Annotated in this window: 19 protein-coding genes; 5 read left to right on the top strand and 14 right to left on the bottom strand. The window is 60.3% G+C overall.

The annotated features are described in order from the left end of the window. Positions 1–2: 2 nt before the first annotated feature. Together HB376_RS22000 and HB376_RS21995 are read right to left on the bottom strand one after the other, a co-directional pair. Complete coding sequence (locus HB376_RS22000; protein WP_213765790.1) at positions 3–1,484, bottom strand: D-aminoacylase; 1,482 nt, start codon at positions 1,482–1,484, stop codon at positions 3–5. A gap of 40 nt (positions 1,485–1,524) precedes the next feature. Further along, a complete protein-coding gene (locus HB376_RS21995) occupies positions 1,525–2,436 on the bottom strand; it encodes a MurR/RpiR family transcriptional regulator (protein WP_213765789.1) in 912 nt (303 codons plus the stop codon). Between the two features lie 146 nt (positions 2,437–2,582). Between HB376_RS21995 and HB376_RS21990 the strand changes: the two genes are divergently transcribed. Beyond that, complete coding sequence (locus tag HB376_RS21990; RefSeq protein ID WP_213765788.1) at positions 2,583–3,857, top strand: amino acid deaminase; 1,275 nt, start codon at positions 2,583–2,585, stop codon at positions 3,855–3,857. Here the strand turns inward: HB376_RS21990 and HB376_RS21985 are convergent. Continuing rightward, a complete protein-coding gene (locus HB376_RS21985; protein ID WP_213765904.1) occupies positions 3,854–4,342 on the bottom strand; it encodes a MarR family winged helix-turn-helix transcriptional regulator in 489 nt (162 codons plus the stop codon). The two genes, HB376_RS21990 and HB376_RS21985, sit on opposite strands and share 4 nt — an antisense overlap. Before the next feature lie 119 nt (positions 4,343–4,461). Next, positions 4,462–6,060, bottom strand: coding sequence for an MDR family MFS transporter (locus HB376_RS21980; protein ID WP_213765787.1), 1,599 nt, complete (start codon positions 6,058–6,060; stop codon positions 4,462–4,464). 106 nt (positions 6,061–6,166) lie between these two features. On the opposite strand from HB376_RS21980, the gene HB376_RS21975 reads away from it, so the two are divergent. Beyond that, positions 6,167–7,009 carry an EcsC family protein gene (locus tag HB376_RS21975; RefSeq protein ID WP_213765786.1) on the top strand — a complete coding sequence of 281 codons (843 nt, stop codon included), beginning with the start codon at positions 6,167–6,169 and terminating at the stop codon, positions 7,007–7,009. A 20-nt stretch (positions 7,010–7,029) separates the two neighbouring features. Here HB376_RS21975 and HB376_RS21970 read toward each other — a convergent pair whose 3' ends face one another. From HB376_RS21970 to HB376_RS21960, 3 genes are all read right to left on the bottom strand, one after another. Continuing rightward, entirely contained in the window at positions 7,030–7,956 is a 927-nt protein-coding gene (locus HB376_RS21970) for an alpha/beta hydrolase (protein WP_213765785.1), read from the bottom strand. Between the two features lie 101 nt (positions 7,957–8,057). Continuing rightward, positions 8,058–8,474: a CHRD domain-containing protein gene (locus HB376_RS21965; protein WP_255631501.1), complete on the bottom strand. Its 417-nt coding sequence runs from the start codon at positions 8,472–8,474 to the stop codon at positions 8,058–8,060. A gap of 222 nt (positions 8,475–8,696) precedes the next feature. Then, positions 8,697–9,860: a porin gene (locus HB376_RS21960; RefSeq protein WP_213765783.1), complete on the bottom strand. Its 1,164-nt coding sequence runs from the start codon at positions 9,858–9,860 to the stop codon at positions 8,697–8,699. 476 nt (positions 9,861–10,336) lie between these two features. Here HB376_RS21960 and HB376_RS21955 point away from each other — a divergent pair, with 476 nt between their 5' ends. Next, positions 10,337–11,257: a LysR family transcriptional regulator gene (locus tag HB376_RS21955; protein ID WP_213765782.1), complete on the top strand. Its 921-nt coding sequence runs from the start codon at positions 10,337–10,339 to the stop codon at positions 11,255–11,257. 174 nt (positions 11,258–11,431) lie between these two features. Here HB376_RS21955 and HB376_RS21950 read toward each other — a convergent pair whose 3' ends face one another. The 7 genes from HB376_RS21950 to HB376_RS21920 form a co-directional block, all read right to left on the bottom strand. Further along, the gene (locus HB376_RS21950; RefSeq protein ID WP_255631495.1) at positions 11,432–15,205 is read right to left on the bottom strand and encodes an ATP-binding protein; all 3,774 of its coding nucleotides are present in this window, start codon (positions 15,203–15,205) and stop codon (positions 11,432–11,434) included. Between the two features lie 14 nt (positions 15,206–15,219). After that, positions 15,220–15,996 (bottom strand): aquaporin, encoded by a 777-nt coding sequence (locus HB376_RS21945; RefSeq protein ID WP_213765781.1) that lies wholly within the window; start codon positions 15,994–15,996, stop codon positions 15,220–15,222. A 241-nt stretch (positions 15,997–16,237) separates the two neighbouring features. Further along, a complete protein-coding gene (locus HB376_RS21940) occupies positions 16,238–16,882 on the bottom strand; it encodes a response regulator transcription factor (protein WP_213765780.1) in 645 nt (214 codons plus the stop codon). A gap of 97 nt (positions 16,883–16,979) precedes the next feature. After that, positions 16,980–17,657, bottom strand: coding sequence for a response regulator transcription factor (locus HB376_RS21935; RefSeq protein ID WP_213765779.1), 678 nt, complete (start codon positions 17,655–17,657; stop codon positions 16,980–16,982). Between the two features lie 154 nt (positions 17,658–17,811). Then, positions 17,812–18,459, bottom strand: coding sequence for a response regulator transcription factor (locus tag HB376_RS21930; RefSeq protein ID WP_213765778.1), 648 nt, complete (start codon positions 18,457–18,459; stop codon positions 17,812–17,814). 795 nt (positions 18,460–19,254) lie between these two features. Beyond that, the gene (locus HB376_RS21925) at positions 19,255–19,788 is read right to left on the bottom strand and encodes a single-stranded DNA-binding protein (RefSeq protein ID WP_213765777.1); all 534 of its coding nucleotides are present in this window, start codon (positions 19,786–19,788) and stop codon (positions 19,255–19,257) included. A gap of 179 nt (positions 19,789–19,967) precedes the next feature. Further along, positions 19,968–21,170, bottom strand: coding sequence for an MFS transporter (locus HB376_RS21920; protein ID WP_213765776.1), 1,203 nt, complete (start codon positions 21,168–21,170; stop codon positions 19,968–19,970). Between the two features lie 327 nt (positions 21,171–21,497). Between HB376_RS21920 and uvrA the strand changes: the two genes are divergently transcribed. Together uvrA and HB376_RS21910 are read left to right on the top strand one after the other, a co-directional pair. Continuing rightward, the gene (uvrA, locus tag HB376_RS21915) at positions 21,498–24,371 is read left to right on the top strand and encodes an excinuclease ABC subunit UvrA (protein ID WP_213765775.1); all 2,874 of its coding nucleotides are present in this window, start codon (positions 21,498–21,500) and stop codon (positions 24,369–24,371) included. 88 nt (positions 24,372–24,459) lie between these two features. Beyond that, a complete protein-coding gene (locus HB376_RS21910) occupies positions 24,460–25,533 on the top strand; it encodes an AI-2E family transporter (RefSeq protein WP_213765774.1) in 1,074 nt (357 codons plus the stop codon). The last annotated feature ends 202 nt before the right edge of the window (positions 25,534–25,735 follow it).

The raw sequence follows: 25,735 nt of genomic DNA, 5'->3' as shown, positions 1-25,735 counted from the left end.
AATCAAAAGTGCCCAAGCGCGTCGAGTCTGGAACCCTCGCCACGCGCCACAAAATGTCCCGCTCTCAATCCCGTCACAGCACCATCGAGATACGAAAGCACCCCATTCACCCAAACCGCATCGATACCGTCAGCCGCCTGTCGAGGCTCGGCGAACGTTGCGGTGTCACTAACCTTGTCGGCATCGAAGAGCACCAGGTCCGCGTGATATCCCACTTGAATCTGACCGCGCTCCGACAACCCAAACCGCCGCGCCGATAACCCCGTCATCTTCCGCACCGCTTCTTCGAGCGCGATCAGCGACGTATCCCGCGCGTAATGCCCCAACACTCGCGGAAACGCGCCCCATAACCGCGGATGCGGCAGCGGATCATTCGGTAAGCCATCGGAACCGACCATTGTTGCGGGATGCGACAGGATCCGCCGCACGTCGTCCTCCGACATGTTGTGATAAACCGCCCCCGCCGGCTGCAAGCGCCTGCCCGCCTCCTGCTGCGTCACGCCCCACTCCGCCGAGATTCCCGAGATCAACTTCCCGGCCATCTCCGGATGCGGCTCCGACCACGTGATCGTGATCTCGATATCGCCGGTCACCTGCTTCAAATCGAGCGTTGATGAACTCCGGTTGTACGGATAACAATCGCACCCGACTGGCTGATCCTCGCGCGTATTTTCAAGCGACTTCAACACCTCGGCGCTGCGCCCCCAGTTCGATGGCCCCGCGCACTTCAAATGCGAGATCACGACAGGCACGCGCGCGTGTTTGCCCACCCGATACGCCTCGCCCATCGCGTCGAGAATGGCGTCGAATTCGGTGCGCATGTGCGTGGTGTACAACGCGCCGGCGTGGGCCAAAGGTTCCGCCAGCGCCATCACTTCTTCCGGCGGTGCACTAAACGCCGAGCCATAAGCAAGACCGCTGCTCAACCCCAGCGCCCCGTGCGACAACGCTTCTTCCAACTGCGCGCGCATGCCATCGATTTCCTGCGCGGAAGCACCGCGATCCAGCCGGTCCATATGGTTGTTGCGCAACGCCGTGTGCCCGATCAACGCGCCCACATTCACGGCCGGCCGCGCCTCGTTCACCGCGTCGATATAAGCCGCGAAGGTCGGATAAGAGAAATCGCCCCGCTCCCCTAATAAATTCATCGGATCGGGCGGATCGCCCTTCAACGTCACCGGCGACGCGCTGATGCCGCAATTGCCGACAATCACCGTCGTCACACCCTGCGATAGCTTCGGCAGCATCTGCGGGGACCGAATGACGTGGGTATCGTCGTGCGTATGGACATCGATAAAACCTGGCGCCAGCACGCGCCCTTCCGCCTCCACGACGTTCTCGGCCGTCCAGCCAGTTAGCTCGCCAATCGCCACGATCCGGCCATCTTTCACCGCCACATCGCGCTGAACCGCCGGCGCACCAGTTCCGTCGATCACCCGCGCGCCTTTGATCAGCGTATCGACGTGTTCTCCATCCGATGCCATGCTCTATCCCCTCACTATTCGCGCGTTGTTTGAGCGCAGGTTAATCGCCCAACGGCTGACGTTCATCGACCCCGCCGCCTCGATACGCGTCCAGCGCATGTTTCATGCGCCGCAAAAGCTCGCGGCTCGTATCGCCTTGCTTCACGGCAAGTTCAGTGACGAGCAGGTCGAGCGCCATCAACATGGCGTAGCGGGACGTCGAAGGCTTGTAAATAAAATCAGTTTCGTTCGCGATGATCGGGATCAGCCAGTTGGCCAGTTGCGCGAGCGGCGACGCGGGCGCGGTCAGCGCGATCACCCGCGCGCCATATTCCCGCGCGATCCGGCAACTCTCCACCATCTCGGGCGTCTGCCCCGTCACCGATAAAGCCACCACCACATGCTCACGCGAGAGCGTCGCGGCGACCATCCGTTGCAGCAAACCATCCTGATACGACGCCACCGGCCGGCCCAGCCGAACCAGACGGAAGCGCATTTCATCGGCTAAAGCGGTCGACCCGCCGCCCATGCCGAACACGTAGATCATCTGTGCATCGGCGAGCGCATCGGCAGCGGCGGCAATAGGCGCCGCTCGCAACGCGCCGCGATTGTGGGCGAGCGTGGTCTGGATATCGTCGAAAATACGGGCGGCGAGTGAATCGGCGGGATCATCGGCACCGGTTTCATCGTACGAACCGCCGCGCAAGAACCGCTGGCCGACCGCCGCCGCCTGAGCCAGCCGCAATTTAAGCTCGCGCACGTCATGGCATCCGACCGCCTTCGCAAAACGCGTCACGGTCGCAATGCTGACCTCGGCTTTTTTTGCGAGCGCACCAATGCTGGCGCGCGATGCGCCGGTCAAATCGTCGAGAATGAGCGCCGCGACCTTCCGTTCCGCCGAACGCAATTCGGGCGCGCGCTCGGCAATCCGGGCGACGATATCGAAGGCTGGCGGTTCGGACGACACGTTCATGAAAACCCTTTCGGAGCGCTTGGTACTAAATAACAATGTCTGAAGCATCGTACTTTCTGTACCATTGTCGCGTCAATCTCGATATAAATCGAACCCAACAAAACAAGCCCCCGACTCTATACAACCGAACGATGGAGTAGCAGCACATGAAAGTTACAAACTATCAAAGCGCGACAATCGACCCTTTCGGCAAGGGTCTGGGCATGGTGCCGGGTGTCAGCGTGCATCTGGTGGATGCCGCGCGCCTTGACTGGAATCTGCTGGACGAGGACGTGAGCCTGCCGGCCGCCGTGCTGTACGCGGACCGGATCGAGCACAACCTGAAGTGGATGCAGGCGTTCGTGGCGGAATATGGCGTAAATCTCGCACCGCACGGCAAGACGACCATGGCGCCGCAATTGTTTCGACGCCAGTTGGAAGCCGGCGCGTGGGGCATTACGCTTGCCACCGCGCATCAAGTGCGGGCGGCGTATCGCGGCGGTGTGCATCGTGTGCTGATGGCGAACCAATTGGTCGGCAAGCGCAACATGGGCATGATCGCGGAATTGCTGACCGATCCCAATTTTGAGTTCCATTGCCTCGTTGATTCGGCGGACAACGTCGATCAGCTCGGCACGTTTTTCAGCGATGTGAACAAGCAGGTGAACGTGCTGCTGGAACTGGGCGTAGCGGGCGGCCGAACCGGCATTCGCGACGACGCGCAGCGCGACGCGGTGCTGGCCGCAATCGCACGCTGGCCCAATGCCGTGAAGCTCACCGGCGTCGAGATTTACGAAGGCGTGCTGCAGGACGAATCGAAGGTACGGGCGTTTCTACAGAACGCGGTGGAGGTGACGCGTGCGCTGGTCGCCGACGGCAAGATCGAACGCAAGCCGGCCATTCTGTCGGGCGCGGGATCGGCGTGGTACGACGTCGTCGCCGATGAATTCGCGAAAGCGAATAGCGATGCAATCGAAGTGATCCTGCGTCCGGGCTGTTATCTGACGCACGACGTGGGTGTGTACAAGAAAGCGCAGAACGAGATTTTCGCGCGCAACCCGATTGCGAAGAAAATGGGCGAAGGGTTGAAACCGGCGCTGCAATTGTGGGCCTATGTGCAATCGATTCCGGAGCCGGATCGCGTGATCATCGGCCTGGGAAAACGCGATGCCGCCTTCGACGCCGGCATGCCCGAGCCCGCTCGCCATTTCCGTCCGGGCACGCAATGGCCGCGCGACATCACGACCGATGAAGGCTGGGAGATCTTCGGCATGATGGATCAGCACGCCTACTTGCGGATCAAGCCGGGCGACGACATCAAGGTCGGCGACATGATCGCGTTCGACATCTCGCACCCCTGTCTCACCTTCGACAAATGGCGCCAGATTCTGGTCGTCGATACAAAATATCGCGTGAAGGAAGTGATCGAAACGTCGTTCTAGGCTTCGTCGGAGACGGCGCTGCCCGGCTCGCCCGGGCCGTTCAGTTCGGCAGTTCCGGCGGCAACTTCCTGAATGCGCTGCTCGAGCGCGCGCAGCGCGCCGGAGAGCGCGGTGACGGCGTCGTCGGGAAGGGTCGACAGTGTCTCGTGAAGAAAGGTATTGCGGCGCGGCATGCCGGCTTCGGTGACCGCGCGGCCGGTATCGGTCAGGACCACATTCGATACCCGGTTGTCACGCTGATCAACACTGCGCGCAATCCAGCCCAGCGCCTCCAGCGTCTTCAACTGCCGCGTGAGCGCGCCCGGGTCCACGCGCAGCCTCTCAACCAGCCGCTTCTGCGACAACTCGCCCGCATGATCGTGCAGCGCGAGCAGGATGCGCCAGCGCGGCATCGGATGGCCGACCTGCGATTCGAACGCCTGCATGAACGCACGATAAGTGCGCCCGAACTGCTGTATGAAGGCGATACGTTCCGTCTCGTCCATGCTGAGTGGTTCCCGGCTGACTGCTTTGGTGCTGGTTACTTCCGTGTTGCGCGTTCGCGCGTCGTTCGTGGCCGTGGTGCGGGTGGTGCCGTCGGCGTGCTTGCTTTCTGCTGTCGAGCTCATTCCGCCACAATCGTCGGTTCGATCTTCGCGCCCTTCAGGCGCACCGGCGGTACGCGACGCGATTGCCACACAGCCAGCACCGCCACAACCGCCGCCACCGCCAGACCGATGTGAATGGCCGCAACCAGCGACTCGCGTGCCGATTCAAGCAGCATCGCGCCGTTATGACCCGCGGCCGCGAGTTGCGAAAGCAGCGTGGCTTGCGCGTCGTGGTTGATGAGAATCTGCGGATCGCTCAGGTCCCCGAGCCAGTGAGTGGCGCTGTCCTTGTCGAGCGCGAGCTGCACCCCGCTCGCATACAGATGGCCGATCAGCGTGCCGGTCAACGCCGTGCCGATCATCCCGCCAATCATGCGCAGCGACTGCAGCAGCGCCGTCGCAATCCCCAGATGCTCCCTTCCCGCGGTCAACTGCGCGAACACGGTCAGGTTCGGCATGACAAAACCCAGCCCCATTCCGCCCAGCACCATGAACATCATCAACAGCGGACGCGGCATTGAGCGCGTGGCGATCACCACGCCGAGACACGCCACCGCGAGCAGCGCGAAACCGACGAACAACATTGCGTTGGGATTCTTCACGCGTGTCACGATCCGGCCATTCACGATACTGCCGATCGTAATGAACACCACCAGCGGCGTGATCATCAGGCCGGCGTCTTTCGGCGACATGCCAAAACCGCCCTGAAACAGCAAAGGCGCGTAAAACAGCAGCGAAAACATGGCGAAACCGCCAAGAATCGCCAGCGTAAAGAGCGCGGACAGGCTCTTGTTGCGGAACATATCGACGGGAAGAATGGCGTAATCGCAGCTACGTTCCCATTTCCAGAGCGCATAGCTGGACGCAACGCTCGCGGCCAGCAGCAGCAACGACTCGGCCGACAAGCCGTGCTTCGGCAACATTTCGACAAACAGTTGCAACGAACCCAGCGCAATCGCGATCAGGCCCGCGCCTTGCCAGTCCAGACGCATCTTGCCCTCGTGCTTGATGTGCCGAAGGTGCGGAAGGAAGCGCCAGACGAAAAACACTGACAGCAGGCCGACCGGCAGATTTACGTAGAACACAGAGCGCCAGCCGTAGTATTGCGTCAGAATCCCGCCAAGCGAGGGCCCGACTGCGTTCGCAATACCGAACGCCGAACTCATCATCACCTGCCACCGCAGACGCACGACGGAGTCAGGAAACAGATCGGCAATGCACGCAAACGCGGTCCCGACCAGCATGCCGCCGCCAATGCCCTGAAGTCCGCGCGCGAGCACGAGGAACAGCATATTGTTGGCGAGGCCGCAAAGCGCGGACGCAACGGTGAACACGACGATAGACGCGATCACGAACGGTTTGCGGCCGTAATAGTCGCCGAGCCGGCCGAAAATAGGCACGGTAATGACGGACGTAAGCAAGTACGAGGTAGCGACCCAGGCGTAAAGGTCAAAACCCCTGAGTTCGGCGACGATGGTGGGCAACGCCGTGCCGACCACGGTTTGATCGAGTGCGACCAGCATGGTCACGAAGCAGATGCCCAGCATCGCCATCAACGATTCGCGAAACGGGAGCACTTGTCCCGCAGAGTGGTGCTCGGCAGTATGAACGGCCATTTTTTGATACCGCAATGATTGACTTGTCAACAGAATGTGAATCATAGCACGCTGAAAGGCTCTAATCCAAGGCCAGACGCCTTCTCAACCTTTTTCTGAAATTGCCATGGAACCGACGCCGATCGCCGCTTCGCCCCTCTCGCAGGAAGATCTCGCGACCTTGCGCCGTGCCAAGGAAGCACTGGAAAGTCCATCGCTGACGATGAAACTGGCGAGCGTGGTTGGCTCGCCCATCGAAAAGCTGATGGCGCGGATGCCGAACGTCGCGCAGGAAAAAATCGACGACGCAACCCAGGCCGCGCTCAAAAAATGCCTGCAACTCGCGCTGCGCACGCTGAGTAAAAGTACGGTTGACGGCGTCTTGCTGCCACCCGAAAAACCGCACAACCTGATGCACAAGCTGGCCGTCGCGACAACAGGCGCAGCGGGCGGCGCGTTTGGGCTGTTCGCGTTGCCGGTGGAATTGCCCGTCACGACCACGCTGATGTTCCGTTCGATCTGCGACATTGCGCGCAGCGAGGGCGAAGACGTGCATCTGATCGACACCCAGTTGCAATGCATGATGGTGCTCGGCATGGGCGGCCCGAGTTCGAGTGACGATGCCGCCGATATCGGCTATTTCATTGTGCGTGGGACCTTGGCGCAGTCGGTATCGAAGGCGACGAGCGAGCTTGCGTCGAAGGGTTTGAGCGGACACGGCTCGACCGCGTTGCTCAAGTTCTTGCAGACGGTGGCGTCGCGGTTCTCGGTGCAGGTCAGCGAACAAGTTGCTGCCAAGTCGATCCCGGCAATCGGCGCGGTGCTCGGGGCCATGGTCAACACGGTGTTCATCGATCACTTCCAGCAGATGGCGCATGGGCATTTCACCGTGCGCCGGCTGGAGCGGGAATATGGGCAACTGGCCGTCGAGCGCGCTTTTCAGACCATCGATATAGCGAGCGGGAAGTGAACCGCTAGCTTGTCTACTTTCTACAATGCTTCCACGGCTTGCGGAGCCGTCACCCGGCGCGCGAACTCCGCCGCCCGCTCCAGCGCGCGGTTCGCCTCAGGCACAAACGGCGCGAACATCTGGAAGACGTGCGGCATCTTCGGCCAGATCTCGAGGTCCACGTTCACGCCGGCCGCACGCGCTTTCTCGGCCACGCGCGTGGAATCGTCAAGCAGCACTTCGGTATCGCCGACCTGGATGAAGAGCGGCGGCAAACCGTCGAACCGCCCATAGAGTGGCGACACGTACGGGTTACGTACATCGGCATCGCCGGTATAAAGCTTGCCCGCCGGCGCGAATGCTCGACCGTAGAACATGGGATCGAGGCCATCGTTGGTCGTCACCGACGCGCCGGTCGCCGCCAGATCCGTCCACGGCGCAAACAACGCCGCGCCTGCGGGAAGTGAATCGCCTGTATCGCGTAAAGCCAGCAACGTCGCGAGCGCGAGACCGCCCCCGGCCGAATCGCCGGCTATCACGATGGACGCAGGCGGCACGCCATCGGCCAACAGCTTTCGATAAGCAGTCAGTGTGTCGTCCAGCGCGGCGGGAAACGGGTGCTCGGGGGCAAGCCGGTAATCGAGGGAAAAGGTCCGCGCGCCCGACCGTCTCGCGAGGGGAAACACGAGCCCGCGATGCGTCGCGGGCGAGCAAAAATAATAACCGCCGCCATGCAGGTACAGGATCGTGATGCCAGACGGCTGAGCGGGCAACAGCCACTCACCGCGAAGCGGGGCATCGTCCTGGCCGTATCGCTCTTCAAGACGCCAGCCCGACGGCACTTTCGGCAACCACGCGCGCTTCGACGTCAACGCTCGCGCTCGCGCAACATCGATACCCGGCTTAGCCGTTTCGGGTCGCATCCGGCGACGTAAAACCCAGCAGGCCAATGCACTTTGCCAACTCATAGCGACTCCTCTTTCGATGAACGTCAATAGTACGATCGTTCGCGAAGCCGTGTATAGAGAAGAGAAGGCCGCAGCGCGTGTCCTGCAAACCAAACGCCTTGTCAGTTCGCCGGCATTACCTGGCCGCGAATCTCTCCGGTCGGGTTCTTCTCGGTGTGGATATTGAAGTAGTACTGCCCGGCCATCAGGTCGGTGGACTGTTGCTCAGAAAGCGTGGCCTGGCCGGCGATTGGACTGGGCAGCGCGTTCTTGTCGATAGCAACCTGCACCTTCGCGTTCTGCCCCACGGGCGCGGGGCCGTGGAAATGGGCCATGGTCGCGGGACCCGACAAGTCAGCGTACGTCACGGTCCACTGCAGCGTCTTCGTGGTGGTGTCGAAGGTGGCTTTCAGCACCCCATGACCCTTGCTCACGCGCGGCGGCACTTCACTCGACGGTTGCAGGTTCGCTTGCAAAGCGACGGTATCGGCGAAAGCTGAGCTTGACGCGATTGTCGCGACAGACGACATCAACACCATGCTCAAACCCAACACGCTGTTACGCAGACGAAATCTCGTGAACATGTTTGCTCTCCCCTGGGTGACTGACGAGCGGACGAGTCGTCTGCTCATCGACGCGCCATGGTAGTGCATTTTGCTTGTCAAGCCTTTACCCATGAACCCGGGTAGCCGATACCGGGCTGGAAATGCGAAAAGGCGCCTTGCGGCGCCTTTTCGTTACAACATCAAACTTTCAGCAATTTAGAAGCGGTGACGGATACCCGTCGATACCACAACCTGGTTGCCGTGAACCGAGTTGGCGTTCGTGCCATAAATCTGCGCTTCAGCACCTTGCTTACCAAGCTGAACGATGCCTTCAGCATAGATGTCCGTACGCTTCGACAACGAATAGTCCGTCTGCAAGCCAAACTGATGGAACTTCATGTGGTCGTTGTTGTTCGGACCGGCGGTGTAACCCTTCACGTCGGTGTACGTATACGCGGCGCCAAGTGCCAATGCCGGCGTCAGTGCATAACGTGCATTCACTTCATAGTTGTTGAAGCGCGCAGTGGAATCGCCTACCGCGAACTGGAAGCGGCTTTGCGTCCATGCACCGCCAACCGTCACCGGCCCGATCGCGTAGTTGCCGCCAACACCGTACGTGCGTTGCGTCTGCACTGACGCGCCCGCACTTTGTGCCACCAGGTTCGTCCCAGCGCCGTTGTCCGTCATCGCACCGCCAGCGAGGTTGGAATCAGGATTTTGCAGTTGCAGGTAAGCCGCTGCAATCTTGAACGGACCGTTTGCGTACTGTGCGCCAGCGCTGTACGCACGGTTGTTACCGAATCCACCAGCCTGGTTCGAGAAGCCATACAGACCGCCAAACGTGAAGCCGGAGTAGTTCGCGCTTTGGTACTTGACCGAATTGTTGACGCGGAACGAGTTCTGCGTGTTGTCATTGTCGAACGGATGCGCGAAGTACGTACCACCCCAGCTACCGGTAGCCGTCATTGGGGCAAGATAGTCGACTACGGAGTCGTACTGACGACCCAACGTTACCGTGCCGAACTGAGCAGTCGAGATACCTGCGAATGCCTGACGACCGAACTCAGTACCGTTGGTGCCGCCGTTCTGCTTTTGAAGCGCCGAACCATCGCCCATGCTGAAACCGCTTTCCAACGTGAAGATTGCCTTCATGCCGCCACCGAGGTCTTCCGTGCCCCTCAGGCCCCAACGGCTGCCGTTGAGGTTGCCGCTCGACAGGCGGAATGCTGCAGCGCTGCCCTTGGCAACGTTCGTAGCAGCTTCATTGTTCACATAGCTGAAACCAGCATCGATAAGGCCGTACAACGTAACGCTGCTCTGCGCATTTGCGGCGGTCGCAAAAGAAGCGGCAACGGCCGCGACGATCAGAGTCTTTTTCATGTGTGATCCCTTTAATGAGTCTAACGACTCGACTGGTTGCATAACGCGACGCCTTCCTGCGTAACACCAAGGCGACTCGTTTCCGGTCTTCACCGGACACCGTGATTCGGCTGAAACAAAGTTTAGGGCGCTGGCTTTTAACCCAACCATCAAGACGCACACAAAAGGCTTTTTGAATAAGTCGAAAAATGGGGTTCGTTTTCGCTCAAACGCTTGTTCCGTCAGGCATTCGTGTTATCTCGAATTAACCTCTGGATACCTAATTAGTTGAACGCGTTGCAGAGTTGCGACAGTAGCAACTGCGCGACACAAACGCGCTTTCATCGGCTTTCGTCTTATTCCTATTTCACCGACAATCCCACCGCATTAGCATCGCGCACGCGAGTGAGGCTTGAGAAAGAGCGCCCTCACTCGTGTCTTTTTTCGGCCCCGAGGCGTGACATACACGGGGCGACTCTTTGTTCATCGGTTGGTCAATGAATCATCTTCAAGCCATGCGCGTCTTCGTGAAAGTCGCTGAAACCGGGTCATTCGGCCGGGCTGCGGCTGCGCTCGATTTATCGAACGCTGTCATCACGCGTTACGTCGCGTTGCTCGAGGCGCACCTCAATACGCGACTGCTCAACCGCACGACGCGAAGCGTGTCGCTCACCGAAGCCGGCGCGTCGTACGCCGAAGGCTGCCGGGCGGTGATAGAACAGGTCGAGTCGATTGAATCGACGGTCTCGCAAACATCGTTCGATCCTTCGGGCACGCTGAAGCTCGTGGCATCGGCGTCGTTCTCACTGTTCGGACTCACGCCGCTGCTGTGTGAGTATCGCGACGCGTTTCCCAACGTGAAACTGCGTCTCACGCTGCTGCATCGGCCAGTGGATCTGGTGGATGAGGGTTTCGACGTTGGTATTGTCGTGCCGCGCATGGTGAACAGCGGCACGTTGATCAATCGGCCCTTGTTCAAGGTGACGCCGGTCATCGTGGCCGCACCGGATTACCTCGCGAAACACGGCGTACCGCTGCGGCCCGCTGATCTGGCCGCTCACGCGTTCCTGTCGCCGTCAGCGGACATACACGGGTCCACGTGGTCGTTCACGGGCGCGACCGGTGAGGACGAGGATATCGTCATCGATCCGGATTACACGGTCAACAATTCGCAAATGCTTCGACAAGCCGCGCTGTCCGGCATGGGCGTCACGGCACTGCCGGAAAGCCATGTCGCAGACGATCTTGAACAGGGCACGCTCGTGCGGTTGCTCACTGACTACGCGGTAAGTAACGCGGACAAGGAAGTCTCGCTGGTGTATCCAGGACGCCGTCACGTGTCCGCAAAAACGCGTTCGTTTGTTGATTTCGCGCTCGCACATTTCAGGAAAGACACGGCGATGAACGCCTTGTTTTAACGGGCTTGAAAACGCAGGCATGACGAACAAACGGGCCGATTCCAATCTGCGTTGAAATTGGCCCGTTTTGTTTGCAGCGCCTGGTTGAAACTTCAGCGCTCGATCACCATGCGTTTAGCCGCCGGCAAGAAGACCGGTGCTGCAGCACCAGACTAACGCCCCAATCCGCAAACATCACGCCATCTCCGCGCGTTGCGCTTCAATCCGCTCGAGTAGAACCTCGCAGCGCACGATCAGCGCTGCGCCATCCTGGCGGCGAAGGCCGTCCGGTTTGTCGACGAGATCACGTCGGAACCTGTCGAGGGCAATCTGCAACGGCCGGTAGTGCAAAATACTGGCCGCTCCGATCACCCGGTGATGCCACTCGCGCAACTGCGCCACGCTGCCGCCATTGAGCAAGGTTCTGAGCGTGTCGAGATCATCACGGAATGACGACACGAATGCGTCGAGCAACGCCTTGACCGTGGTCCCGCTGCCCCAGAGTTGCGTCATGTAGTCCAGATCGATCTCATCGGTTTCTGCGTCGAAGGTATCAACATCCTGCTCCTCGACAACAACCGGTTCCGGCGCCGCCGATGCGCTGTCCATGACACGCCATCGATTCAAATGGTCGCGCAACGTGACGAGCCGCGTGGGCTTGATGAAGCAGTCGTCCATGCCGGCGTCGCGGCACATGGACAACTCCTCGGGCGCCGTGCTCGCGGTAATGCCCAGGATCGGCAATCTCTTCGACAACCCCAGTTCGCTCGCGCGCACGCGCCGCGCCAGTTCATAGCCGGTCATGTTCGGCATGTGGCAATCGGTGATGAGGAAGCCGTAGTGCGTCTGCTTGAGCGCCGCGAGCGCCTCCACGCCGTCCTGCACCACGTCGCACGCAAAGCCCAGCAGCGCCAGTTGATGGCGGATCAGTTCCTGATTCACGGGATGATCTTCCGCGACGAGCACAAGCCGCCCCATGCGGATTGCGCGCTCGCGATCGGGCGGCTCGTTGTTTGTATCGATACCGCGCGTTGCACGCGAGACAAGTTGCGGCAACCCTGTCAACGCGGCCACGCATGCAGCGCCCAAACCGCGCCAGGAGATTGGATTGACGCTTACGCGAATGTCGTTGTCCAGAATGCGATAACCCGTGGGTTTCGGTTTTTCCGTGACGTGAATCACGCGCGTTTTCAGTGGCAGCGCTTGCGGATGGGTGTCGCTGAGAAACACGAGATCGATGCCGTCGAAGGTATGCGGATCACGCAGCGCGGCGTCGTCGCTGGACCGGATTGCCAGCTTGAGGCCGAGCGCCTGACCATAGTCAACAAGCGCACGCGCCACCCGCTGATCGTCGATAGCGATAATCCCGCTCTTGCCCCGCAAGCCATCGATCTGATAGTTGGCCGTTTCGACCGGCATGTCGAGCCGCACGATCATTCGCGTGCCCACGCCTACCTGACTTTGCAGCTCCAGCGTTCCGCCCATCAGTTCGACCAGCTTGCGACAGATCGTCAACCCGAGGCCCGTGCCACCGAAGCGGCGTGTAGTGGACGATTCCGCCTGCACGAACGGCTCGAACAGACTCGCCTGGGCCTCAGCCGCAATCCCGATCCCTGTGTCTTCCACGTTCAATTCGACTGTCTGCACGCCGTGCTCGCTGTCGACCAGATTCACCGTCAGCGCGACCTCGCCTTTCATCGTGAACTTGATAGCATTGCTTATCAGATTGAAAAGAACCTGCCGCAGCCGAACGCTGTCACCGCGCAAACTCGCGGCAATATCCGGCGATACATCCACCCGCACGCGCAATCCTTTTTCGTGTGCGCGCCCCGCGAGCAAACCGATGGCGTTATCGACCAGTTCACGCAGGTCGATCGGCATGGATTCAATGGTGAGACGCCCCGCCTCGATCTTCGAATAGTCGAGCAGGTCGTCGAGAATCTGCAGCAACGCGCTCGCCGAGTCCTGGATCATGCCGAGCATCTGCGATTGATCGGGATTGAGCGGCGTGTTCTCGAAGACCTCCACCAGTCCGAGCACCCCGTTCATGGGGGTACGGATTTCGTGGCTCATCATCGCGAGAAAATCATCCTTGGCGCGGGAGGCCGCTTCCGCCGCATCGCGCGCCGCGGCGAGTTCGTCGGCCCGCGCGCGCTCGACACTGGCGTCGACCCAATAGCCATTCCAGACCACCGATCCGTCCGCCTCGCGGTGCGCCACGAGATGCGCGCGAATCCAGTGGCGGCCTTCGTCGACGATCGAGCGAAACTCCATGTGAACCGGATCCAGCGTGAGCGCCGAACGTTCGATCGCCTCGCCCAGACCGCGCTTGTCGTCGGCGTGAATCAGTGATAGACCCGCCACCTGGTCGCTGCCGAGCGCCGCGAGATCAGTGCCGAATAAATGACGCGTATCGCCGCCGATGTACGGGAAGCTGTACGCCCCATCCTTCGTGCGCCGCAACTGAAACACGATGGCCGGCAGGGAGCGTGTGACGTCGTGCAGGCGGCGTTCGTTTTCGCGCGCGCGCATTTCCGCGTCGCGAATGTCCGTGATGTCGATCATCGTGCCGACGACACCCGCCATTGCCCCATTCGCCGCCGCGAATGCGCCGGTCCAGAAGAGCCCGTGACGCAGCGCGCCGTCGCGATTGTGAAACGTGATTTCGATCTGCTCGCGCCGCCCGTGCTCGATACTCATGCCCACGAGATCATGCAGGCGCTGGCTGTTATCAACCCCCCACGACTGAACCTCGAGCGTCGTGCGTCCGATAATGTCCTCGCGCTTCAGCCCGAGCGTCTTTTCGAACGCGCGATTCACCGCGATGTAGCGATTCTCCCGATCCTTCGCGACCAGCGGATACGGCACGACCTCCATCATGGTCTGCTGGAAACTGAGTTGCGTAGCGAGACGCTGCTCCGTTTCCACGCGCCGTGCCATTTCGCGCTGGAGGAGGACGAACGCCCTCAACGTGACCGCCAGCACCACGGCAATAGCAATCAGCGCCGGTAGCAGCCGCATGGCATTGACACTCCAGCCGCTTGCCGGCGGGTCGAGCGCTGCCCGACGGACGGCGAGGATGCTCTGTTTGTCGGCGTCCGACATGGCGCTCAACGCACGGTCGATCAGTGGCACGAGACGGCCGAATTCCGGACGCAGCGCGAAGCTCATATGCTCGAAATTGCCGGCCGGCCCGACGATCTTCAACTCGTCCTCATAACGCGCGGCGAGGGCGATATCGACAGTAACGAGATCGCCGACGAACAGATCCGCCTTGCCCCGGACCACGCGGTCGAGCGCGGCATTCAGGTTGGGCGCGATGATAAGCGCGGCGCCCGACGGCAAATTGCCAAGCCGCCCGCTAGCCGCCAGCCGCGCCGTCACGACGATCCGCCGCGATGACGCCTGCTCTATACCCTTCATCACCGGTTCGCCCAGCCGCCCGACCATGACGAGCGGATAGTCCACCAGAGAGCCGGTCGGGATTCCGCCGGCAAGACGCGGCGTCTCGCGCTCGGTAGTCGCTACCATGTCGATCTGCCCGCGAGCGAAGGCGTTCAACACATCGCCCCAGTCCTGATACACACGCCGCTCGAGATCGATATCCAGCGCCTTCGACAAATAGCTTGCGTATGCCATTGCGATGCCTCTCGACTCGCCGCTGGAATCCACATAGGTGAACGGCGCCCAACTGGCGTCGACGCCGAGCGTAAGAGGCGGCAGCGAGTGCAAATAGGCGCGTTCGTCGGCGCTTAGGCTCAGCGTCTGCGGCTGTTCGGTACCGGTGCTTCCGGGAATGGGTTCTGAGCGGCGAGCCTGGGATTCGTCGCGGGTCAGCGTCGAATTGTCTTGCGTAGTTTGCTTCGCGGGTTGAACACGCAAGGGTCCGGCTGAAACGCACGATGCTGCCCACACGAGCACCAACAGCGTCATCAGGCGAACCAGACGGAGGATGGAGGGAGAGGACATGATGTTCGCGCTCGTTACGACAGCTGCTTATCGAGCGCGCCGTCGATACCGAGCGCGCCGTCGATACGGCCGACGTGTGTCAGCGGCTCGCCGTTACTCGAAGCGCCGCGCTGGAGCATGGGATGGACGAGGCCTGCCAGCACGCCGCCCGCAAGGGGCGCCGCCCAAAACATCCAGAGCTGATCCAGCGGCCAGCCAGCCACCACGAGCGCGACGCCAGTGGAACGAGCCGGGTTCAAAGACGCATTTGTCACCGGAATGGCGAGCAGCGAACACAACGCCAGCGACAGCCCGATCAGCACGGCGCCGCTCAAACGCGCTTGCCGGTCAGACTCGACACAGAGATTCACGAGGACAAAGACGAAGGTCGTCAGCGCCTCGACGATCAGCGCCGCGTGCAACTGATATCCGGCCGGCGAATGAGCCCCGTAACCATTGGCGCCGAATGCGATGAGATGGGGCGAGACACCCGGGCGTGCGCTCGCAACGACATATAGGAGCCACGCGCCGGCGGTCGCTCCCCCGACCTGAGCAGTGATAGCCGGGATCAGGTCCCGCACGGGAAAGCGGTTGGCGACGGCAAACCCGACGGTAACCGCGGGATTGAAATGAGCGGCGCAAACGGGACGTAGAACGTAGACCAGCGTGGTTGCCGCAAGGCCGAAGACCACCGCCTGGCAGACGAGTCCGATGTCGGGGCGAAAATTACCACTCGCCAGTGCGATGCTGCCGCAGCCGAAGAAGACAAGCGAAAAGCTTCCCACGCACTCGCCTATCAGTTTCTTGAACATCCCGTCACCCCGTCTGAAATTCGCCCTCGGCCGACACACGTCCGACCGCACAGAAAAAATTGGCTGGGTCACGCGCGTTGGCGAAGTAAAGCGTTCAAGTCTGGAGCGAAAGGCGAACCTATTTAATCAGAGCATTCCTAAACATTTCTGAGAAACAATGCGTGTCCGTTTGTTGCCTATGCGATTCCGGTGGTGTCGGTTGGAAAGGGAATTTCAACGTGGTTTGAACGTGGTTTCGACGTTATGCGAGGCCAATTTGCCTCAAGTAGTCGATCAATTCAGTCTCGCTTCTCAGCCCAAGCTTACGCATGGCGCTGCGCCTTTGCGTGCCAATGGTTTTCACGCTGCGCTCCAGGCGTTGCGCAATGCTGATCAGCGACAAGCCGCTCGCGTACAACTGGAAAACTTCCCATTCGCGGGCGCTTAGTACGCCGGCGCGGCCGGTGACATTGACGAGTTCGTTGCCCAGGAGCGCCCCCGCGTGCTTCGAGACGAAACGTCCGCCATCGACCACCTCGATAACCGCCTGGTTCAGCGCCTCCATGCAATCGCGCTTGTCGACCAGGCCGTCCACGCCCAGTTCCAGCAACCCTGTCAGCATTTGGGGCTGAGCGATCATGGTCACAATGATCACTCGCGGCCGCCGTGCTTGCCTCAGGAAACGTCGTAGATACGCTATGGCATTGTTTTCGCCGTTGATACCCCGCATGCCAATGTCGGATATCACGACCTCGCACGGAAAGCTGTCTATCCGGTCTGCGAGCGATTCGGTATCTGCAGCCGTAGCCACTACCTTTACTCGCGGATCCCGCTCAAGCCAGATGCGGATCCCCTCTCGCACGACCGCATGATCGTCTGCCACGATAATCCGGATTTTCGAATCCATTTTTGTTTTATACGCCTGGTACGTGATGGCCCACGTGTCTCCTGGACCTGATGTATACAAGTCGTGCTTGTATTGCGACGGCTTTTAATGCCGTTGGCTAAACTCCCAGCCGTTGTGCCTGGACCAGGCCACTGTCGAATGCAAACCGGTAAAGCTCGGCATCCGTCAACAACTCGAGCTTGCGCATGGCGGCGCATTTTTGCGCGCTGATTGTCTTGACGCTGCGACCGAGTTCGCGCGCAATTTCGGTGACGTTGCCACCGCGCGCATAGCGAGCAATGACGTCCAGTTCGCGGCGCGTGAGTTTCTGTCGAATGATGTCCACCCGGTTTGCCGAACTCGCGTCCGCGAGCAGTGCGCGCACTGACGGTCCAAGATAATCCTCGTGCGCGAGCACCGTCACGATAGCCACATAGATAAGCTCTAGCCGGTCCTGCTTGCTGACTACCGCGTTGGCGCCCGCATCAAGGGCGCGCGAGATCAGGTCCGCATCCGTTGTCATGGATAAAACGACGATTGCCGCTTTCGGATGATGTTCGACGATGTATTTGATCAGATCGATACCATCACCATGCTCGCCGCCCGGCATGTAAAAATCCATGATGACGACGTCGCATTCCTGCTTCTCGAGTGCTTCCACCAGCCCGGTTGAATCCTGCGCCCGAGACACAATTTCAATATTCTGCACATTAGCGATCAGGCGCTCGATGGCAAGAACAACTAATGGATGATCGTCCGCTACCGCCAATTTGATTCGTTGAGTGAACGCAATCATTTACTAACCTCTTCTAACCTGAAATTCGCCCAGGTGATGCGTCCGCTCGCGGCGGGTTTCAATTTACCGGTGGTTGCACGGCCCGCTGAAGGATCGTTGATTCGCGCCGTCATCGACATAAGATGCCTCCGAAAGCCTTTCGCAATCTGCAACATCACGTCATTCCGTGCGCACGTGCAAACGCGAATAATCCCGGATCGTTCTGGACCCCGAGCTTGCCCATGGCGTCGCGTTTCTGACGGCTGATCGTGCGGACATCGCGCTTCATGAAACGCGCGATCTCGGTGATCGACAAACCGCTCGCGAACATCCGCACGACTTCGATCTCTCGCGGCGAAAGGCGCGGGCCCTCTCCTAGTGCGTCGGTTTCTGCTCCGGCCACCGCCAGCGCCGAGACGATCGACGTGCTCAGGTAACGGCGTCCAACGCCTGCAAACTTGACCGCTGCCGCAAGCTCGTCCATGGACTCGACCTTGTTGAGCAAGCTCATTGCGCCAGCGGCCAGGATTGAACGGAGGATTGCGACGTTGCTCATGCTGGTTAGCACGACAATGCTGATGGCCGGCCAGTCTCGCCGCAAGCGCTTGATGAGACGCAGGCCGTCTTCCGCCTGTGAGCCTTGCTCGGGCATCGCGAAGTCGGTCACCAGCACGTCGCATGGTGTGTACACCAGCAGCCTCAGCAGCTCTGCAGCGCTTGCAGCCTCGGCCACGACTTCCAGATTTTCATCCATGCTGAACGTCGCTCGAATGCCGAGCAAAACGAACGGATGATCGTCTGCCAGAACGATTCGCAGTTTCAATGCTGCCTCTCAGTTTTTTTTGTATGCACTTCGGGTTGAATCCGCGCCGAGTGGCAACAATCAATTTGGTAATGCGCCGTTGCACATAAGAACACGGCGATAAGCCGCTCCATATAGGAACACTCTCAATGTTCCTGCTACACAGTGCGTCACTTCCAAGAGTTGTCTTATTGCACGCGGATCGGCGCGCTCGTTTGCCTGGCTTGTGCCTGCTATGGGCGACTTGTGGCCGGCATGCTGTATCGCGCGGTTCAACGAGGATCAGAGTAGTTTTTAAGTGCCCGACGATTCCATACGAATTGTCCTAATCCTCTCGATCTAGAAACGATGCTCTAATTCGTTGCGAAATACGCAATCCGACGATGCGCACGGAGGACGGCTATATGTACCCGCCAACAGAGTGGCGGACAAAAATTGGGCGTTGTCGAGATTGATCACTCATGGCACGGTCATCTGTCCACGCGCCTTTTATCCCGGTGATGAATACGCTGGAAACCCCTTCATCCTGACATCGTGCGCTGGAGCCGGCGAAGTGAGCGCGGCGACGTCCTGCGTTTCATATCGGACATTTTTTCTTGGTCTTCATATTTTTCGGTGGTCGCGTGCTGGCCCGGTGGCACGTGGCGCGATCACAACGCTTATCTTCTCGATACCACCGGTCGAGCCGTACCGAGCCCCGACAAGGCGGTGAACGCCAGCGACCGGTTGATCGTCGCCTCGACGTACGCACAACGCAAAAAGCCCGCACGAGGCGGGCTTTTTAGTCAAACGCAGCGAAAACTGCTTTGGTCGACTTTAAAACGGAATATCGTCGTCCATTTCGTCGAAACCACCACCCGCCGGCGCGCTCGGCCGACTCGCGCCGCCGGCGCTGCCGCCGCCTGCCGGACGTCCGGCCGCCGCTGCACCGCCCCGGCTAGCACCGCCGCCGCCGCTACGCTCGGCAGGCGCACGGCTGTAGCCTTCATCACCACCGCCACCGCCGCCCGCGCCGCTGCGTCCACCCAGCATCTGCATTTGTTCCGCGACAATCTCGGTCGCGTACTTTTCCACGCCGGCCTGATCGGTGTACTTACGCGTACGGATCCGGCCCTCGATATACACCGACGAGCCCTTCTTCAGATATTCGTTCACGATCTCGGCTAGCCGCCCGAAAAACGACACGCGGTGCCATTCCGTCAGCTCCTTCATCTCGCCGGACGTCTTGTCCTTGAAGCGATCGGTGGTGGCAAGACGGATGTTGGCCACGGCGTCGCCGCTCGGCAGATAGCGGGTTTCCGGATCGGCTCCCAGATTGCCGACGAGAATGACTTTGTTGACGGATGCCATGATTTCTCCTGTTGATTCAATTCAATTCAATTTGACCTGATGCGGTGCGCTCGCAACGCGACACGCGGTGGCAGTCGACCTGTTCAGCAAGACCTGCAAAACCCGCAAACCTCATGCACCACGCTGCGGCAGAATTTCGCCAACACGGCGAAACACGCCCGACTAGAAACTAACATTGCTCAAACCGTGCGCCGGACTTTCTGCGGTGGCGGTTTCATGTTCGCCGCCACGATCAGCCATGCAAAAACCAACCCTGAGCACGCGAAAAATACAGCGCTCTGCCCGTCCACTTTCAGCAGCCAGCCGCCGATCACCCCGCCTATGGCGAGGCCGATCGACTGCGTTGTGTTGTAGACGCCTGCCGCCGCGCCCTTTCTCGTGCCAGGCGCGAGTTTGGAGACGAGTGACGGCTGCGACGCTTCCAGCACATTGAAGCCCAGGAAGTACACGAACAAAACCGCTGCCACTGACCACAGGGTATGCGGAGCGGCGCCGAGTAACAACTGGCCAATCAGGATAAGACCTATGGCGCTGACCATCACGGCCTTCATTTTTCCACGTTTTTCCGCGGCAATAATGGCCGGGACCATCATGACGAACGCCAGTCCCATCACGGGTAAGTAGACTTTCCAATGGGCTGCGACCGGCAAACCGCCCGCCTCCAGAATGCGTGGCACAACGAGAAACAGTGCGGTTTGCGTGGCGTGCAACACGAGCACGCCGAAGTTCAGTCGCAGCAATTCCACGTTGTGCAGCACTTCGGCGAACGGCGCCTTCACGTGCACGGGCGGCTTGGGCGCGTCCGGGACAACCCAGATCACGACGCCGACCGCGAGTATCGATAAAAATCCGATCAGCGTGAACAGTCCGCTCATGCCGACCCATTCGAACACGATCGGCGCGCCGACGATGGCCACCGCGAACGAGACACCGATGCTCGCGCCGACCATGGCCATGGCTTTCGTGCGGTTTTCTTCTGAGGTCAGATCCGCGATAAACGCAATCACCGCCGACGATACCGCTCCCATGCCCTGGATCACGCGGCCGACGATAATCCACGTCATGGAATGGCCGACCGCCGCCACGAAGCTGCCGATGGCGAACACGATCAGCCCGAACGCGATCACCGGCTTGCGCCCGAGTTTGTCGGAGACCCAGCCGTAAAAGATGTACAACAGCGACTGCGTGACCCCGTAAGCACCGAGCGCGATGCCGACCAACAGCACGTTGTCGCCGCCGGGAAGGGTTTTCGCATAGATGGAAAACACCGGCATGATCATGAAGAGACCGAGCATGCGCAGCGCGAAGATAGCGGCAAGCGACACGGTCGCACGCAACTCGGGCGCGCTCAAACGTGTGGACGTAGCAGACGGATTGGACATCGGGAAGAGGTAATGTGGAAACGCGTCTGGCCGTGCGCGCGGACGCGGAACTCAAGCACGGCCGCCTTGTGGTTGCCCGGAACGGCACTATATGAGACGGGTAGCTCAAGCGTCTGGACCTGCTCCAAACCTGCGCCAGGGCGGCACGCAAAACTCGCGCGTATTGCCCGAGCACCGCTTAAATGGACCGTCAGTGGACCATCAGTAATCCGCCAACACCCTTCGTAACCCCGCCGCACGCTTGATTGACGCCGATGAGCGCGGGCAACGCGCCCTCGAAAAGTCGTTATAGTAGCAGGTTTAGCCCCCTTACTTTCCGCCCGGTTCATGGAAGAAATTCGTATTCGTGGGGCTCGCACCCACAATCTTAAGAACATCAATCTCGACTTGCCGCGTCACAAGCTGATCGTGATTACGGGCTTGTCGGGTTCGGGGAAATCGTCGCTCGCGTTCGACACGCTCTACGCCGAAGGCCAGCGCCGCTACGTCGAAAGTTTGTCCGCCTACGCGCGTCAATTCCTGCAGTTGATGGAGAAACCGGACGTCGACCTGATCGAAGGATTGTCGCCGGCCATTTCGATCGAGCAGAAAGCGACTTCGCATAATCCGCGCTCCACCGTCGGCACCGTCACCGAAATTCACGACTACCTGCGCTTGCTGTTTGCCCGCGTCGGTACGCCGCACTGCCCGGACCACCACATTCCGCTCGAAGCGCAAAGCGTGTCGCAAATGGTCGACGCCGCGCTCGCCATGCCCGAGGAAACGAAGCTGATGATCCTCGCGCCCGTGGTGGCGGATCGCAAGGGTGAGCATCTCGAATTGTTCGAGGCCATGCAGGCGCAGGGTTTCATCCGGTTTCGCGTGCGTTCGGGTGGGGGAACAGCGAACGAAGGCGTGGCGAAAATCTATGAGATCGAGTCGCTGCCGAAGCTGAAGAAGAACGACAAACACACGATCGATGTTGTTATCGACCGGTTGAAAGTGCGGCCGGACATGAAGCAGCGGCTCGCGGAATCCTTCGAAACAGCGCTGCGTCTCGCCGATGGCCGCGCAATCGCGCTCGAAATGGATTCCGAGAAAGAGCATCTGTACAGCTCGAAGTTCGCTTGTCCGATCTGTTCGTACTCGCTGCAGGAACTCGAGCCGCGCCTGTTCTCGTTCAACAATCCCATGGGCGCGTGCCCTGAATGCGACGGCCTTGGCCAGATCACGTTCTTCGACCCGAAGCGCGTGGTCGCTCATCCGTCGCTGTCGCTCGCGGCGGGTGCAGTGAAAGGATGGGACCGGCGCAACCAGTTCTATTTCCAGATGCTGCAAAGCCTGGCGTCGTTTTTCGAATTCGATATAGACGCGGCGTTCGAGGATCTGCCCGAAAACGTCCGCAAGATCCTGCTGTTCGGTTCCGGCAAAGAGGTCATTCCGTTCTCGTATATCAACGAGCGCGGCCGGACGACGGTCCGCGAGCACGCGTTTGAAGGGATCATCCCGAGTCTGGAACGCCGCTACAAGGAAACGGATTCGGCGGCGGTCCGCGAGGAACTGGCGAAGTATCAGAATAACCAGGCGTGCCCGGCGTGCGAAGGCACGCGGCTGCGGACCGAGGCGCGCAACGTCAAGCTCGGCACGGGCGAAAATGCGCGAGCCATTTACGAAGTGAGCGGCTGGCCGCTGCGCGAGACGCTGGGTTACTTTCAGACTCTGCACCTGGAAGGCGCGAAGGGCGAGATCGCCGATCGGGTCATCAAGGAAATCGTCGCCAGGCTCACGTTCCTGAACAACGTCGGGCTGGATTATTTGTCGCTGGAGCGCAGCGCCGAAACGCTCTCCGGCGGCGAGGCGCAGCGCATCCGGCTGGCATCGCAGATTGGTTCCGGCTTGACGGGCGTGATGTACGTGCTCGACGAACCGTCCATCGGCTTGCATCAGCGCGACAACGACCGGCTCATCGCCACGCTCAAGCACTTACGCGACATCGGCAATTCGGTAATCGTGGTCGAACACGACGAAGACATGATCCGCATGGCCGACTACGTGGTCGACATGGGGCCGGGAGCGGGCGTGCACGGCGGCGAGATTGTCTCGCAAGGCACGGCGAAGCACGTCGAGAACGACCCGAATTCGATGACCGGACAGTATTTGTCGGGCAAACGAAGCATCAGCTATTCGACCGACCGCACGGCGCCGGACGAACGGCGGTTGCGGATCATCGAGGCCTACGGCAACAATCTGAAGCACGTGTCGCTCGATCTGCCGGTCGGGTTGCTGACCTGTGTGACGGGCGTGTCCGGCTCGGGCAAGTCCACGCTCATCAATGACACGCTGTACCACGCCGTGTCCCAGCATCTATACGGTTCGTCCGCCGAACCCGCGCCTTACGAGGCCATTGAAGGGCTGGAACACTTCGACAAGGTGATCAACGTCGATCAATCGCCGATCGGCCGCACGCCGCGCTCGAATCCCGCGACCTACACCGGTCTCTTCACGCCGATCCGCGAGTTGTTCGCGGGCGTGCCGGCGTCGAAGGAACGGGGCTACGATCCCGGCCGCTTCTCGTTCAATGTGAAGGGCGGGCGCTGCGAAGCGTGTCAGGGCGACGGCGTGCTCAAGGTCGAGATGCACTTTTTGCCCGACGTCTACGTGCCGTGCGACGTCTGTCACGGCAAGCGCTATAACCGCGAAACGCTTGATGTCCAGTACAAGGGCAAGAACATCCACGAGGTGCTCGACCTCACTGTGGAGGCCGCGCACGAGTTCTTCAAGCCCGTGCCCATTGTCGCGCGCAAGCTGAAAACCTTGCTCGATGTGGGTCTTGGGTATATCCGGCTCGGTCAGTCGGCGACCACGCTGTCGGGCGGCGAAGCGCAGCGCGTCAAGCTTTCGTTGGAACTGAGCAAACGCGATACGGGTCGGACTCTGTATATTCTCGACGAACCGACCACCGGCCTGCACTTCCACGACATTGCACTTTTGCTCGAAGTGATTCATCGGCTGCGCGATCAAGGTAATACTGTCGTAATCATCGAGCATAATCTCGATGTAATAAAAACTGCGGACTGGGTCATCGACCTCGGTCCGGAAGGCGGCGCCGGCGGTGGCCAGATCATCGCGCAGGGGACGCCGGAGCACGTCGCACAGTCGAAGGCCAGTTTTACCGGCCGGTATCTTGCGCCTTTGCTGCAAAGGCCGAGATCGGCTGCATGAGGGATTCGCCCGCATCGCCACTATGAGCCGCGCGCCGTTCGGGCCGCGGCAGTCCGTAACCCGTTAGCGGCAGGAGACTGAAGGATTCATGGCAAAGCGCAACGAAGCGGCCGAAAACAGGCCCGCTGTCCGGCCCGTCCGGCTGACGAGCGATATGAGCATGCCGACGTTGTCGGCGGTGGAGATTGGCAGCTATATCGCCGCGTTCGCCGGTTTGTTCCTCGTGCTGCATTTGCAGTTGCTCGGCGCGCTGCTGGCGGGGATGCTGGTATATCAGCTTGTGCACGCCATCGCGCCCCTGATCGAAAAGACCATGACGAGCGGACGTGCGCGCTGGGTCGCGGTCGTGATCGTGGCGGTGGTGATCGTGGGGGGGCTGGCGGGCGCCACGATCTTGCTCATCGATCATTTTCAGCGCGATGTTCCTAGCGTGCAGAAGCTTCTCGATCAGTTGATGAAACTCACGTCGCATGCGCGTCTGCAGGTGCCCGACTGGATAGCGAACTACCTTCCTGTCGATGCAGAGCAGATGAAGGACAAGGCGACCGAGTTGATGCAAACGCACGCCGCCATGTTGCAGCAGGGCGGGAAAGACGCGGCGCGCGGTTTCGGGCATGTGCTGATCGGCATGATCGTGGGTGCGATTATCGCGGTAGGTGTGCCGCGGACGACGCATCGCCTGCCGCTTTCTACTGCGCTCGTGACGCGCGTGACGCGTTTCTCAGAGGCGTTTCGGCGGATCGTTTTCGCGCAGGTCAAGATTTCCGCGATCAACGCGACGTTCACGGCGTTGTATTTGCTGGTTGCGTTGCCGGTGTTTCACGAGCGGCTGCCGTTGTCGAAGACGCTGGTGTTGGTGACGTTTATCGTCGGGTTGTTGCCGGTGATCGGCAATTTGGTCTCTAACGCGATTATTGTGGGGATTTCATTGTCGGTGTCGTTTGGGACGGCTGTGGCGTCGCTGGTTTTCCTGATCGTCATTCACAAGCTCGAGTACTTTTTGAATGCGCGGATTATTGGTGGGCAGATCGAGGCGCGTGCCTGGGAATTGCTGCTGGCCATGCTCGCGATGGAAGCCGCTTTTGGACTGCCAGGGGTGATTGCTGCGCCCATTTTTTATGCGTATCTTAAGCGTGAGCTGGTTTATTTGAGGTTGGTCTGAGTGGGGGTGCTCGCGCCGGTGGACGGGGGGTTGGTCTGGTTCCGGGGTTGGTCTGGTTCCGGGGTTGGTCTGGTTCCGGGGTTGGTCTGGTTCCGGGGTTGGTCTGGTTCCGGGGTTGGTCTGGTTCCGGGGTTGGTCTGGTTCCGGGGTTGGTCTGGTTCCGGGGTGGGCGGTCGGGGTCAGTGCCGGGTTGCCTGGTTCT

It is taken from the genome of Caballeronia sp. dw_19 (genome assembly GCF_018449515.1).
Lineage (GTDB): Bacteria > Pseudomonadota > Gammaproteobacteria > Burkholderiales > Burkholderiaceae > Caballeronia.
Note: the sequence above shows the minus strand (reverse complement) of the source record. Positions and strands in the feature narration are given on the sequence as shown.

What these genes read in the sequence shown, in the direction of transcription:
- HB376_RS22000 (WP_213765790.1), bottom strand. Translation starts at nt 1,484, where the DNA reads ATGGCATCGGATGGAGAACACGTCGATACGCTGATCAAAGGCGCGCGG.
- HB376_RS21995 (WP_213765789.1), bottom strand. Translation starts at nt 2,436, where the DNA reads ATGAACGTGTCGTCCGAACCGCCAGCCTTCGATATCGTCGCCCGGATT.
- HB376_RS21990 (WP_213765788.1), top strand. Translation starts at nt 2,583, where the DNA reads ATGAAAGTTACAAACTATCAAAGCGCGACAATCGACCCTTTCGGCAAG.
- HB376_RS21985 (WP_213765904.1), bottom strand. Translation starts at nt 4,342, where the DNA reads ATGGACGAGACGGAACGTATCGCCTTCATACAGCAGTTCGGGCGCACT.
- HB376_RS21980 (WP_213765787.1), bottom strand. Translation starts at nt 6,060, where the DNA reads ATGGCCGTTCATACTGCCGAGCACCACTCTGCGGGACAAGTGCTCCCG.
- HB376_RS21975 (WP_213765786.1), top strand. Translation starts at nt 6,167, where the DNA reads ATGGAACCGACGCCGATCGCCGCTTCGCCCCTCTCGCAGGAAGATCTC.
- HB376_RS21970 (WP_213765785.1), bottom strand. Translation starts at nt 7,956, where the DNA reads ATGAGTTGGCAAAGTGCATTGGCCTGCTGGGTTTTACGTCGCCGGATG.
- HB376_RS21965 (WP_255631501.1), bottom strand. Translation starts at nt 8,474, where the DNA reads ATGGTGTTGATGTCGTCTGTCGCGACAATCGCGTCAAGCTCAGCTTTC.
- HB376_RS21960 (WP_213765783.1), bottom strand. Translation starts at nt 9,860, where the DNA reads ATGAAAAAGACTCTGATCGTCGCGGCCGTTGCCGCTTCTTTTGCGACC.
- HB376_RS21955 (WP_213765782.1), top strand. Translation starts at nt 10,337, where the DNA reads ATGAATCATCTTCAAGCCATGCGCGTCTTCGTGAAAGTCGCTGAAACC.
- HB376_RS21950 (WP_255631495.1), bottom strand. Translation starts at nt 15,205, where the DNA reads ATGTCCTCTCCCTCCATCCTCCGTCTGGTTCGCCTGATGACGCTGTTG.
- HB376_RS21945 (WP_213765781.1), bottom strand. Translation starts at nt 15,996, where the DNA reads ATGTTCAAGAAACTGATAGGCGAGTGCGTGGGAAGCTTTTCGCTTGTC.
- HB376_RS21940 (WP_213765780.1), bottom strand. Translation starts at nt 16,882, where the DNA reads ATGGATTCGAAAATCCGGATTATCGTGGCAGACGATCATGCGGTCGTG.
- HB376_RS21935 (WP_213765779.1), bottom strand. Translation starts at nt 17,657, where the DNA reads ATGATTGCGTTCACTCAACGAATCAAATTGGCGGTAGCGGACGATCAT.
- HB376_RS21925 (WP_213765777.1), bottom strand. Translation starts at nt 19,788, where the DNA reads ATGGCATCCGTCAACAAAGTCATTCTCGTCGGCAATCTGGGAGCCGAT.
- HB376_RS21920 (WP_213765776.1), bottom strand. Translation starts at nt 21,170, where the DNA reads ATGTCCAATCCGTCTGCTACGTCCACACGTTTGAGCGCGCCCGAGTTG.
- uvrA (WP_213765775.1), top strand. Translation starts at nt 21,498, where the DNA reads ATGGAAGAAATTCGTATTCGTGGGGCTCGCACCCACAATCTTAAGAAC.
- HB376_RS21910 (WP_213765774.1), top strand. Translation starts at nt 24,460, where the DNA reads ATGGCAAAGCGCAACGAAGCGGCCGAAAACAGGCCCGCTGTCCGGCCC.